General features: G+C 65.5%; 11 protein-coding genes. 2 read left to right on the top strand and 9 right to left on the bottom strand.

Annotated elements, in window-relative coordinates:
• Positions 1-17: 17 nt before the first annotated feature.
• Together ACP69S_RS17165 and ACP69S_RS17160 are read left to right on the top strand one after the other, a co-directional pair.
• Positions 18-917, top strand: a complete 900-nt coding sequence (locus ACP69S_RS17165; RefSeq protein WP_425999288.1) for a flagellar motor protein MotB — start codon at positions 18-20, stop codon at positions 915-917.
• 100 nt (positions 918-1,017) lie between these two features.
• The gene (locus tag ACP69S_RS17160) at positions 1,018-1,860 is read left to right on the top strand and encodes an arginyltransferase (protein WP_425999286.1); all 843 of its coding nucleotides are present in this window, start codon (positions 1,018-1,020) and stop codon (positions 1,858-1,860) included.
• Between the two features lie 3 nt (positions 1,861-1,863).
• Here ACP69S_RS17160 and ACP69S_RS17155 read toward each other — a convergent pair whose 3' ends face one another.
• From ACP69S_RS17155 to ACP69S_RS17115, 9 genes are all read right to left on the bottom strand, one after another.
• On the bottom strand, positions 1,864-2,631 hold the full coding sequence (locus tag ACP69S_RS17155; RefSeq protein ID WP_425999285.1) for an SDR family NAD(P)-dependent oxidoreductase: 768 nt from the start codon (positions 2,629-2,631) through the stop codon (positions 1,864-1,866).
• Positions 2,632-2,642: 11 nt separating this feature from the next.
• A complete protein-coding gene (locus tag ACP69S_RS17150) occupies positions 2,643-3,578 on the bottom strand; it encodes an NAD(P)H-dependent flavin oxidoreductase (protein ID WP_425999283.1) in 936 nt (311 codons plus the stop codon).
• Positions 3,575-4,537: a quinone oxidoreductase family protein gene (locus tag ACP69S_RS17145; RefSeq protein WP_425999281.1), complete on the bottom strand. Its 963-nt coding sequence runs from the start codon at positions 4,535-4,537 to the stop codon at positions 3,575-3,577. Before ACP69S_RS17145 ends, ACP69S_RS17150 begins: the two co-directional genes overlap by 4 nt.
• Before the next feature lie 39 nt (positions 4,538-4,576).
• On the bottom strand, positions 4,577-5,899 hold the full coding sequence (locus ACP69S_RS17140; protein WP_425999279.1) for a serine hydrolase domain-containing protein: 1,323 nt from the start codon (positions 5,897-5,899) through the stop codon (positions 4,577-4,579).
• 111 nt (positions 5,900-6,010) lie between these two features.
• A complete protein-coding gene (locus tag ACP69S_RS17135; protein WP_425999277.1) occupies positions 6,011-6,301 on the bottom strand; it encodes a DUF1330 domain-containing protein in 291 nt (96 codons plus the stop codon).
• Positions 6,302-6,335: 34 nt separating this feature from the next.
• Positions 6,336-7,529 (bottom strand): saccharopine dehydrogenase family protein, encoded by a 1,194-nt coding sequence (locus tag ACP69S_RS17130; protein ID WP_425999275.1) that lies wholly within the window; start codon positions 7,527-7,529, stop codon positions 6,336-6,338.
• 60 nt (positions 7,530-7,589) lie between these two features.
• Positions 7,590-8,930 (bottom strand): serine hydrolase domain-containing protein, encoded by a 1,341-nt coding sequence (locus ACP69S_RS17125; protein WP_425999273.1) that lies wholly within the window; start codon positions 8,928-8,930, stop codon positions 7,590-7,592.
• Positions 8,927-11,203, bottom strand: a complete 2,277-nt coding sequence (parC, locus tag ACP69S_RS17120; protein WP_425999271.1) for a DNA topoisomerase IV subunit A — start codon at positions 11,201-11,203, stop codon at positions 8,927-8,929. Before parC ends, ACP69S_RS17125 begins: the two co-directional genes overlap by 4 nt.
• A 61-nt stretch (positions 11,204-11,264) precedes the next feature.
• Positions 11,265-12,854 carry an alkaline phosphatase D family protein gene (locus ACP69S_RS17115; RefSeq protein ID WP_425999269.1) on the bottom strand — a complete coding sequence of 530 codons (1,590 nt, stop codon included), beginning with the start codon at positions 12,852-12,854 and terminating at the stop codon, positions 11,265-11,267.
• Between the last annotated feature and the right edge of the window lie 54 nt (positions 12,855-12,908).

Here is a 12,908-nt window from a genome sequence, read left to right as displayed (position 1 = left end):
AAGCAGGCTTAAGCACGATGGCCGTCAGCGGCGAACAGCCGATCATCATCAAGAAGGTCAAGAAGGTGGTCGGCGGCGGCCACCATGGCGGCGCGTGGAAAGTCGCCTACGCCGATTTCGTGACCGCGATGATGGCCTTCTTCCTGCTGATGTGGCTGCTGAACTCCACAAGTCCCGAGCAAAAGCAGGGCATTGCCGACTATTTCGCGCCCGCCAGCATCTCGTCGACCACCAGCGGTTCCGGTGGCATCCTGGGCGGCACGTCTCTGGGCGACGACGGCGCCAAGGCCGACGGCAAGCTGTCGGTCATCCAGCAGATGGCGCCGGAAGCCCCGGACCAGACCGACAAGGAAGGCCAGAGCTCGACCACCGCCAGCCTCGATTCGGCCAGCGAAGAGGCCCTGCGCGACGCCTTGGCCAAGAAGGAACAGGATGGCTTCGCCTCGGCGGCCCAGTCCCTGCGCCAGTCGCTGCAGGAAATGCCGGAACTGGCCGAGCTCTCCAAACAGATCATGATCGACCAGACCCCCGAGGGCCTGCGCATCCAGCTGATCGACCAGGAAGGCCGCTCGATGTTCCAGGAGAACTCGCGCGAGCCCAACGACCGGGCCAGGATCCTGCTGCGCGCTGTCGCCAAGGTCATCAACCAGTTGCCCAACCGGGTCACCGTCTCCGGCCACACCAGCGCCAACGCCTTGGGCCGCAAGAGCGATAGCGACTGGTCCCTCTCGGCCAGCCGCGCCGACGCCTCGCGCCTTGTGCTGCGCAACGCCGGCGTCAATGACGATCGCATCTATCAGGTTTCGGGCAAGGCCAGTTCCGAACCCCTCTATGCCGACGACCCGACCCTGGCCGGGAACCGGCGCATTTCTATCGTGTTGTTGCGTGAGAAACCGGTCTTGCCGGATGGCCTGTGACCGTATGCCGCGCCGGGCTTCGGCGAAGCTTGCGAAAACGGCCGGCTTGCCGCCTAATCACGTGACGGCCCAGGGCCGCTGAAAGGGGACGGGCGCTTCCGTGACGCAGCATTTTCCGACGCGACAGCTTCGGTTCTTCCTCACGGCGCCGACCCCTTGCCCCTATCTGCCGGGCCGGGAGGAGCGGAAGGTATTTGCTCACCTCCCCCTGTCCGACGGTCCCACCGTCAATGACAGCCTGACCCAAGTCGGTTTCCGTCGCTCCCAGAACATCGCCTACCGCCCGGCCTGCGAAACCTGCCGCGCCTGCCAGTCGGCCCGCGCGCCGGTCGCCGACTACATCTTCTCGCGCTCCGAGCGGAAGGTGCTGTCGCGCAACGACGACTTGGAGCGTCATCTGGTCGAGTCCGAGGCGACGCTGGAGCAGTTCGAGCTTCTGCGCCGCTATCTGCTGAACCGCCACGCAGACGGCGGCATGGCCGAGATGACTTGGCCCGACTATGTCGCCATGGTCGAGGACACCGCGGTCCGCACCCATCTGATCGAGTATCGCCGCAAGTCGCAGGATCGTGGTCCCGGCGACCTGATCGCCTGCGTGCTGGTCGATGTGCTCGCGGACGGCCTGTCGCTGGTCTACAGCTTCTACGATCCGGATCTGGTCAAGCGCAGCCTGGGATCGTTCATCATTCTGGATCACATGGTCCAGGCGCAGCAGACCGGCCTGCCCTATGTCTATCTGGGCTATTGGGTCCCGGGCAGCGAGAAGATGGCCTACAAGGCGCGCTTCTCGCCGCTGGAAATCCTCAAGCCCGGCGGCTGGGCCCTGATGTCGGCCCGCGAGCGCGGCGCGCGGTCACCCAAGGCTCTGACGTCTCCCCGCGAGGTCGGCGATGACGAGCTGGACATGAGCGACGCCCAGCCCGCCATCCTGCACGATCTGTAGGGTCTAGCGCGCGAAGCTGACGCCGCCGTCCACGGTTACGGCGCCGCCCATCACATAGTCCCCGGCCCGCGAAGCCAGATAGATGGCCGTTCCCGCCATGTCTTCCTCCGACCCGATGCGGCCGGCCGGGATGGACTTGGCCACCGCGTCGGCGTGATCGCGGGCGACCTTGTTCATGTCCGAGGCGAAGGCGCCGGGCGCGATGGCCGAGACCGCGATGTTGTCGACCGCCAACCGCAGCGCCATGCGCTTGGTCATGTGCAGCAGGCCAGCCTTGGACGCGCCATAGGGATAGGTCTCGTCCTTGGTCACCGACTGGCCGTCGATCGAGCAGATGTTGATCACCTTCGCCACCCTGTCCTGAGCGGCTGCACGCAGCGGAGCGATCAGGGCCTGGGTCAGGAAGAACGGGGTCTTCATGTTGAGGTCTACGGTCTTGTCCCAACCGCTCTCGGGAAACTCGTCGAAGGCCGCGCCCCAGGCCGCGCCGGCGTTGTTGACCAGTATGTCGAGCTTGTCCTCGCGTTCCTTGATCCGCGACGCCAACCCTTCGATGCCTTCCATGGTCGAGATGTCGCCCGGCAGCGAGACGCACTCGCCGTATTGGCTCAGTTCCTCGGCGGCTGCGTCGCAGGCGCCGGCCTTGCGGGCGGTGATGTAGACGCGCTTGGCGCCGTAGGTCAGGAAACCCTTGGCGATCACCGCGCCGATACCGCGCGAGCCGCCGGTCACGACCGCGACGCGGCCTTCAAGCGAAAAGAGATTCTGCATGGTCGTGTCCTTCAGAAGCCGCGCGCGGCGGCCAGGGCGCCAAGGCGTCCGGTGATGTCGTGAAACTGGGCGACGGTCTCGTCGATGATCTGCTGAGCCGTCTTGACCTCGTCGATCAGCCCGACGGTCTGGCCGGCCAAAGCGGGCGCGGCTTCCATGTCGCCGCCAAAATAGACGCCCAGAATGCCCTTCAGGGCGTCGGGCGGCATCAGGCCTTCGTCATAGATGGCCTTGGTGCGCTCGGATTTCAGAGCGCGGATGCAGGGACTGGCCTTCTTGTTCAGCACCCAGGTCCCGGTCTCCTTGGAGCCGGTAATGGCGGCCTTGTAGTTCTCATGCACCGGGCTCTCTGCCGAGCTGACGAAGCGCGTGCCCATCTGGATCGCTTCGGCCCCCAGGGCGAAGGCCGCCGCCATACCGCGTCCATCGCAGATGCCGCCGGCCGCGATCAGTGGCACGTCGACCCGAGCACGGATCGCCTGCAGCAGAACCAAGGTCGAGACCTCTTCGGGGTTCTTGAACCCGCCGCCTTCCGCGCCCTCGACCACCAGGCCGTCGATCCCGGCCTCGGCGCATTTTACCGCCGCATCGACCGTGGGGACCGCGTGATAGACGACAATCCCGGCATCCTTCAACGGACCGATGAACTTGGCCGGACTGCCGGCCGAGGTCGTTACGAACTTCACACCGCTCTCGCAGACGAACTTCAGCATCGAGTCGTCGCGCAGAAATAGGATCGGCAGGTTCACGCCAAACGGCAGGCCGCTGTCGGCCATCTTGCGGATCTCGGCCTTGCAGTTTTCGGTCTCGCCCGACGAGGTCTCGATGATCCCGAGCCCCCCGGCCCGCGACACGGCTGAGGCCAGAGGATAGCGGGCGATCCAGCCCATCGGGGCCTGGACGATAGGATATTTGGCGCCCGTATGGGCTAGCACGCGATTGCTCATGGGATCAGCAGCACGCGGCCTACGGCCTGGCGGCTCTCGATATAGGCGTGGGCGGCGGCGGCTTCCGACAGCGGGAAGGTCTTGTCGATGATCACCTGCAGCTCGCCGCGCGCGGCTTCCTCGATCAGGGTCTGAATCATGTCGTGGACGCGGTCGGTCATGATCTCAGCGCCCAGGAACACGCCCGACAGGCGCCGGTTGCCGCCCATCAAGGACGAAACATCGACCTTCATCGGCTCGCGCCCGGCATTGCCGACCAGCGAGACCCGGCCGCGATAGCCCAGCGATCCCAGACTCGCCTGCAGGGTCGCGCCGCCGACAGGATCGACCACCAGATCGACACCCTTTCCGCCGGTGAGCTTCATCACCTGCTCGACCGTGTCGTCACGGCTGTAGTTGATGCCGTGGTCCAGGCCGAAGACCTTCAGGCGGTCCAGCCGCTCGTCGCTGGAGGCTGTGGCCAGCACGGTGGCCCCTGCCCGCTTGGCCAGCTGGATGGCGGCGATGCCCAGGGCACTGGCGCCGGCCTGGATCAGCACGGTCTCGCCAGCCTTCAGCAGGCCGTGGCCGAACAGGCACTCGTGCGCGGTGCCGAACGGCACGGGTATGGCGGCGGCCTTCTGGAGGTCGAAGCCTTCCGGGATCGGCCAGGCGTTGCGGGCGGGCACCGAGCGCAGTTCGGCGTGCGAGCCGAAGGCGTTCACGGTGACAACCTTCTGGCCGACCTTTATATGGGTGACGTCGGCCCCGACCTCGACGATCTCGCCGGCCGCCTGATAGCCGACGATATGCGGGCTGCCCGCCATCTGGCCGCCGCCACGATTGAGCGTGTCGCCGCCCTCGATGCTGACCGCCTCGACCCGGATCACCACGCCCGAAGCGTGGCAGGCCGGATCGGCGACGTCTTCATAGTGCAGCACGTCCGGCGAACCGGTTTGATAATAGACGGCGGCCTTCATGGCGCTCTCCCTGGGACGTTTCTTGTTGTTTAACTTCAGCTATTTCAAAGGATCGACCAGCGCCTGATAGACTAGCTGCTGGCTGATATCGTCGAGGTTTCTCAAAGCCGGATCGCCGTCCTTGTTGAGCACGTGGATCATGCCCAAGAAGAAGACGTCGTTCTCCGGGTCGATCCAGAACCATGTGCCGGCCGCGCCGCCCCAGCTCATCGTGCCCTCGCCCGCCAGGACGCCGGCCTTCACCGGGTCGGTGATGACCATGAAGTCCAGGCCAAAGCCCTGGCCCCGGCCGTTGCGGAACGAGCCGTCCTTGCCGGTCATGATGTCGTCGTTCAGGTGGTTGGAACCCATCAGCTTGATCGAGGCGGGCGACAGGATGCGCGCGCCGTTCAGCTCGCCGCCGTTGAGGATCATCTGCGAGAACCGGGCATAGTCGTCGCTGGTCGAGACCAGCCCGCCGCCGCCCGACGCGACCACAGGCGGCTTGGTGATGTCCAGCACCATGAAGCCTTCGGCCGGAACCAGCTTCTGGACCTTTGGGCCCCAGACATAGAGCGAGGCCAGGCGGTCGTTCTTCTTGGCCGGCAGCCAGAAGCCGGTGTCGACCATCTTCAGCGGCTCGAAAATCCGTGTGCGCATGAAGTCGGCTAGCGACATGCCCGACAGCTTCTCGACGACATGGCCCTGGATATCGACCGAGGCGCTGTACTTCCACTGGCCGCCCGGCTGATCGATTAGCGGCAGGGCCGCGACCTTGTCGATGAACTCCTTGGCCGATTTCGAGCCCAGCACGCCTGTATCGACATAGGCCTTGTCGACCGGATTGTCGGCGATCAGGCCATAGGCGAAGCCGCCCGAATGGCTCATCAGCTCGCGCATGGTTGGCGGGCGGTTGGCGGCCTCGGTGATGAAGCTTCCGTCCGTGTTTTGGCCCCTGTAGACGCGCAGCTTGGCGAATTCGGGGATATATTTGCTGACCGGATCGTCGAGGCGCCACTTGCCCTCCTCGAACAGGATCATCATCGCCACGCCCGTGACGGGCTTGGTCTGGGAATAGATGCGGAAAACCGTATCCCGGCTCATGGGCGGGCCGTCGAAACCCTTCTTGCCATGAACCTGGAAGCTGACGATCTTGCCGTGGCGGGCGACCATGGTGGTGACACCCGGCAGATGGCCTTGATCGACCAGGGCCTGCATGTGGGCGTCGAGACGCTTCAGGCGCTCGCTGGAAAAGCCGACGCTCTCGGGAGACGCAGGCGCGAGGGTGACAGCAGGACTGCTCCTCGGAGCTGCCTGCAGCGGCGCGCCGAGCGCCAGAAGTCCGACCGCCAGAGCGGTTCCAACCCAACGACGCAAAGCCATTCCGCCATTCCCCGAACGTTTGTTTGAAGTGACCTTAAGGTGAATTCGGACGCTTGCGCAGCCAGAATTTCTCAAGGGCTTCGGTGGGGTGTTTCCTGACCCGTGACGACCTCACTCACAGCCATCCACGAGCACCAGCTTGCTGGCGGTCGTCCGATGGCGGATCGCGAAAAGCGCCTGAGCATCAGGGTCGTCCAGAAACGCTTCCGCGTCCCGCCGCGAAGGAAATTCCAGGATGACCATGCGCTCCGGAGCCCATTCGCCTTCCATCACGCTCGGCGGCTCGCCTCGAACCATGTACCGCCCGCCATGCTTCTCGATAAACGCCGGGATTTCGGACACGTAGGGCATGAAGCCTGGAAGGTCGTGAACCGAGAAGTCGAGTACGAGATAGGCTTTCATCGTCCCTCCTGATGCCGCCGATGCACCACAACGCCTACTCAACCGCGAACTTCAGGCCCGCATTGGCTTCCAGTCGCGCGATCAACCGGCCCTGCATCGCCGCGCCCGGCGTCCAGATCCCGCCGGGGATATCGGTCGCCTCCTCCACCAGACAGATCGCCGCCTCCGAGATCATCTTGGATGTCGAGCCATAGCCGGGGTCCTTGTCGCCCTTCACCGAGGCGCGGATCTGACGGCCATCGGCGGCGACGCCCAGGAACAGCACATCGTAGAAGCCGGTCTCGCGCTCTTCCTTACTGGGTCCCTCGCCCGGCTTTGGACCGCCTTCGCCGCCCAAACCGCCGCCCGAGGCGGCGATCATCATGGCGACCTGCTCGCCCTGTTCGCCGGGACCGGTCAGCATCATCTCGTCATAAACGAAGTCGATGCCATAGGCGTGGCCCAGCAGGGCGTTGGAGCGGTGAACGTTGCGCGTGTTGATGGCCGCCATCACGAACGGCGCGACCCACGAGCCCAGATCCTCGTCCAGCATCGGCTTGTTCCCCGACGGCTGGTCGGGTCCGTGGAAGCCGGGAACCAGCGAGAACGGGTTCTTCAGAAGCGCGACGATCGACGGATCGCGCGCGGCGGCGGCCATGGTCGCCTTCAGGCTGGCGGCCGTGCCGCCCGAGAAACCGCCCTTCATGCCCCGCACCCGGCCCTTCACGCGGGGGACGGGTCCGCCCAGCCTGGCCTTGGACGCCTCCTGCAGGAACCAGACGCCCAACTCGAACGGGATGGAGTCGAAGCCGCAGGAGAAAACGATCCGCGCGCCGGTGCGTTTGGCTGTCGCCTCGTGAGCGTCGATCATGTGGCGCATCCAGGCTGGCTCGCCGCACAGGTCTAGATAGTCTGTCCCCGCCTCGGCGCAGGCCGCCACCAGCGCCCCGCCATAGAGCTGGTAGGGGCCGACCGTGGTCAGCACCGCCTTGGTTCGACCGACCATGGCCTTCAGAGATTCGGCGTCGTCCGCATCAGCGGTGACCAGTGGCGTCTTGGCCATGTCCATATCGATCTGGGCGCCGATCTCGTCGCGTACGGCGGCCAGTTTTTCGAGGCTGCGCCCGGCCATCGCCCAGCGCAAGTTGCGGCTGACGCCATAGCGCGCCGCCAGATACTCGGCCACCAGCCGGCCGGTGAAGCCGCTTGCGCCATAGACAATGATATCGAATTCTGCCGCCGGGTTCATGCGCCCCTCCCTGATTTTGAAGGAGGATGACGGCATCGCCTCGCGCGTGCAAACAGGTGTTTAAAGTCCCGGCTTTTCCAACGCCTGATAGACCAGCGTTCGCGTCGTGGCATCGAGGCCTGACCCCACACCCCCCAGCCGCTGGATCATGCCGATGAAGAACAGGTCGTTGGCCGGATCGATCCAGAACCAGGTGCCGGCGCTGCCGCCCCAGCTGATCGTGCCGGGACCGACCGGCGCGCCGGAGGCCGCTGGATCCACCGCCACCGCGACATCGAGGCCGTAGCCCATGCCCAGGGCGAACGGGAATGGCTTCTGGCTTGGCTGCAGCACTCCAGCGGTGCCGTTGGTGGTGACGGCGAAACTGGCCGGCAACTGGTTCAGCCGCATCAGGGCAACCGTCTCGGGCTGCAGGATGCGGGCTCCATCGAGATCCCCGCCGTTGAGGATCATCTGGGCGAACCGCGCGAAGTCTTGCGCGGTGGAGACCAGACCGCCGCCGCCTGACGGCGCCGCCGGCGGCTTGGTGATATCGCGCCAAGACCCCTCCACCGCCGGGATCAGCTTGCCGGTGGCGTCAGCGTCATACAGCGCCGCCAGGCGGCCGACCTTTTCCTGGGGCACGTAGAAGGCCGTATCGCCCATGCCCAGCGGCGTGAAGATCCGCGTCTGCATGAACGCCGGCAGTGACTGGCCCGACAGCTTCTCGACGATATAGCCCTGGATGTCGGCGGCGACGCTGTAGCGCCACAAGGTGCCCGGCTCGGCGAACATCGGCAGGGTAGAGACCTTGCTGACCAGCTCGCCCAGCGATTCCGACTGCAGTACGGCCGCCCGATAATAGGCCTGGTCTGCGGAACTGGAGGGGTCGTCGGTGATGCCATAGGCGAAGCCCGCCGTATGGGTCATCAGCTCGCGCATGGTCGGCGGGCGAGAGATGGGCGTCAGCACCGGCCGGCCCTCGGCGTCCATCTTTGCGACACGCAGATTGGCGAATTCCGGCACATATTTGCTGACCGGATCGTCCAGGCTCCACTTGCCCTCGTCATAGAGGATCAGCATCGCCACGCCGGTGACCGGCTTGGTCTCCGAGCGGATGCGGAAGATGGCGTCGACGGGCATCGGGTCGCCGACCTCCAGACCACGTTTTCCGAAGGTCGAGGCCTGGACGATCTGGCCGTGACGGGCCAGCAAGGTGACGGCGCCGGCCACCTGGCCCGTGTCGACCATGGCCTGCATGGTCTCGTCGAGCTTCTTCAGCTTGGGTGACGAAAAGCCGACCGCCTCGGGCTTGACGCGCGGCAGCGACGGAGCGGCCGACGCCCCGCCGACGGCGGCGGCGCAGCCAAGCAGCCCGGCGACAAGCGCGATCGCCTTTTGTCTCAACCGCGCGCCATTCATTTCGGCTTGAACCGCTTGGAGGTCGGGAAGCCCTTGGGCGCCGCCTTGCCGGCGCTGGCGCGGCGGCCGGCGAAGGTCTGCCAGTCGGCCCAGTCGCGCTTGCGGCCGGCGGCATCGATCCAGTAGCCGCCGGTCTCGGCGTTGAACGACAGCGCGTCGCGCAGGCCGCCCTCGCGATAGGCTTGGAGCTTGACGCCCTTGCCGCGCGGCATTTCCGGCAGTTCCTCCAGCGGGAAGATCAGGATCTTGCCGTTGTCGCCGATCACGCCCAGCTGGTCGCCGGTGGCTTCCAGGCAGAAGGCCGCGCCGGCGGCGTCGACGGTCAGGACCTGCTTGCCGGCCTTGCGATTGGCGAGCGCTTCTTCCTCGGGCATCAAGAAGCCATAGCCCAGCTTCGAGGCCAGAATGCGTTTGCGCCCGGCCTTGAACGGGAAGACGTCAAGGATCTTCACCTTGTCCTCCAGCTCGATCATCATCCGCAGCGGCTCGCCATGGCCGCGCGCGCTCGGCAGCTTGTCGCAGCCGATGGTGAAAAAGCGACCGTCGCTGGAGAAGATCAGCAGCTTGTCGGTGGTCTCGGCCGGGACCAGGAAGCCCAGCTTGTCGCCTTCCTTGAACTTCAACTCGGAAGGATCCTCCACCTTGCCCTTGGCGGCGCGGATCCAGCCGCGATCCGACAGGATGATGGTGATCGGCTCGCGAACGATCAGCGCCTCAATGGCCGCCTCGGCGTCGATCAGCGGGGCGTCGGCGAAGACCGAGCGGCCAGTGATGCCGTTGATCCGGGGCTTGTCCAGCGGGTGCTTAATCTTCAACAGGGTGGCGCGCACCTGCCGCAGGCCCGTTCCGACCAGCTTCCACTGCTTCTCGTCGCTGGCCAGCATGGCGATGATGCCGTCGCGTTCTTCCATCAGCTCGGCGTGCTCACGGCGGATTTCCATCTCCTCCAGCTTGGCCAACTGGCGCAGGCGGGTGTTGAGGATGGCGTCGGCCTGGAGGTCCGACAGCGTGAAGGTCGAGATCAGCTTCTGTTTCGGCTCGTCCTCGTAGCGGACGATGCGGATCACCTCGTCCAGATTGAGGTAGGCGATCAGCAGGCCGTCCAAAATGTGCAGGCGCGCTTCGATCTTGCCCAGGCGGTGCTTGGCCCGGCGGGTCAGCACCTCGCGGCGGTGAGCCAGGAACGCCATCAGCGCCGCCTTCAGGCCCATGACACCCGGGGTCCCGCGCGCGTCCAGCACGTTCATATTGACCGGAAAGCGGCTCTCCAGCGCGGAGAGCTTGAACAGGCTCTCCATCAGCACTTCGGGCTCGACGTTCTTGGACTTGGGCTCCAAAACGAGCCGGATGTCCTCGGCGCTCTCGTCGCGCACGTCGCCCAGCAGGGCTGCCTTCTTGCTCTCGATCAGGTCGGCCAGCTGTTCGACCAGATCCGACTTCTTCACCTGATACGGGATCTCGGTGACAACGATCTGATAGGTCCCGCGACCGGTGTCTTCCTTCTCCCACCTGGCGCGGACACGCACGCCGCCGCGGCCGGTCTCGTAGGTTTCCAGCAGGCTGTCGCGCGGCTCGACGATGATGCCGCCGGTCGGGAAGTCGGGACCCGGGATGCGCTCCAGCAGGTCGGCCGTCGTCGCTTCGGGCCGGCTCAGCAGCAGCAGACAGCCGTCGATCAGTTCGGCGGGGTTGTGCGGCGGGATCGAGGTGGCCATGCCGACCGCGATGCCCGACGAGCCATTGGCCAACAGGTTGGGGAAGCCCGACGGCAGAACCACCGGCTCTTCGTCCTGGCCGTCATAGGTGGGCCGGAAATCGACCGCATCCTCGTCGATGCCGTCCAGCAGCAAGGTCGCGGCCGTGGTCATCCGGCATTCGGTGTAGCGCATGGCGGCGGCGTTATCGCCGTCGATATTGCCGAAATTGCCCTGGCCTTCGACCAGCGGAATGCGCTGGGCGAAGTCCTGGGCCAGACGGACCAGGGCGTCATAGATCGACTGGTCGCCGTGCGGGTGGAAGTTACCCATCACCTCGCCGACCACCTTGGCGCACTTGCGCGCCGCAGCCTCGGGGTTCAGGCGCATGTTGTTCATCGCGTAGAGCACGCGACGGTGCACAGGCTTGAGACCGTCGCGCACGTCCGGCAGAGCCCGCGAACTGATCGTCGACAGGGCATAGGCCAGATAGCGGCGCGACAGGGCTTCTGTCAGCGGCTCGTCGAGAATGCGGTCGCCGTCGCCAGGACCGCCGGGGGGAAGGACAGGTTTGTTCATCGGGGAGATTCGTTACGCGTGAACCTCACCCTAGCAGAAACCCGCCGCCCGATTCGACGGCTTAGACGGTGGCCAGACGCGGATTTCCCGCCTCGACCGCCAGCTTGGCGCGTGTCGTCAGCTTGCCGTCCCGGCGGGTAATGGCGTCAAGCACCTTGAACTCCGTCGTCCAGCGTTCTGGCGTGACGTCGCAAATGGCGTAGCCGCGCTGGCTGTTGTTGAACTTCAGCTGGGGATTGACGGCCTGGATCTTGGCCATGTCGTCGCGCTGATCCACGCCGTCGCCGCTCGACGAGATCGAGGTGACGACAAATTCGGTCCCGATCGGCGCGCCTTCGGGACGGGCCCCGTCCAGGTGCAGTTCACCGGCATAGTTCTGGTGCTCGTCGCCGGTCAGCACGATGGGGTTGGAGACCTTCCGATCACGGATCGCCTTCAGCAACCGGCCGCGCGGCGTGCGATATCCAGCCCACGAGTCGGGATTGACCGCCGTCCCTTCGCCGGGCTGGCGGTCCAGATCCATGACCATGATCTGCTGGGCCAGCACGTTCCAGGTCGCCTTGGACCTGGAGAGGCCGTCGATCAGCCACTTCTCCTGCTTCAGGCCCAGAACCTCGGCCTTGGCCGCCTCGATCTCGGCGCACGAGCCGAACTTGTCGCCACACGGCTGGTTGGTGCGGTACTGACGGGTGTCCAGCAGGTTCAGGTCCATCAGCCCGCCAAAGCTGGCGCGGCGATAGAGCTGGATGGTCGTACCGACCGGAAAGCTGCTGGGCCGCAGCGGCATGTTCTCGAAATAGGCCTGGACCGCCGCTTGCCGGCGCAGGTTGAACAGCTTGGGCTCAACGCCATCCTGATCCAGATCCGTGACCCAATTATTGTCAGTCTCGTGGTCGTCCCACACCACGAACCACGGCGCGGCGGCATGAGCGGCCTGCAGGTCGGCGTCCATCTTGTATTGGGCATAGCGGCGGCGGTAGTCGTCGAGGCTGTAGATCTCGCCGCCAAAGTGCTGGCGGACGTTCTCCACCGGCCCCTTGCCGCTGTTCCAGACGCGGTTTCCGCGACCTTCGTAGATGTAGTCGCCATAGCAGAACACGAAGTCGGGATTGTCCTCGGCCAGGCGACGATAGGCGGTATAGTAGCCCTGCTCGTAGTTCTGGCAGCCCGCGACGGCGAAGCGGACCCGGTTTACCGTCGAACCCACGGCCGGAGTCGTGCGCGCTCGCCCTGTGAGACTACGTTCCTTGCCGGCCACGAAGCGGTACCAGTAGTCGCGGCCCGCCTCGAGGCCGCCGACCTCGACATGCACAGCGTGAGCCAGCTCCGGCATGGCGATGGCGACGCCCTTGGCGACGATGGTTTTGAACCCGACGTCGGCTCCGACTTCCCACGACACTTCCACCGGCTGGCTGGGCATGCCGTGGCCGATCTCCAGCGGTTCGGGGGCCAGTCGGGTCCAGATCACGAAGCCGTCCGGCTGCGGATCGCCCGAGGCGACGCCGAGCTGGAACGGATGGATGGAGAACACCGGCTGAGCCAGCGCCTGTCCGCTGTAGAGCGGGATCGACAGGCCGGCGAAGGCCGCGCCTCCGAAAGCGGCTAAAGCGCGCCGACGCGACAGGGCGTAGCGATCAAGCAGGATGGACATCGGCGACTCCTCGGACAGGCTTGCCCGATATCGCGACTTTGTGACGGATCGTTT

Source organism: Caulobacter sp. DWR1-3-2b1 (genome assembly GCF_049895765.1).
Classification (GTDB): Bacteria; Pseudomonadota; Alphaproteobacteria; order Caulobacterales; family Caulobacteraceae; genus Caulobacter.
This window is presented reverse-complemented; position numbering and strand designations above follow the sequence as displayed.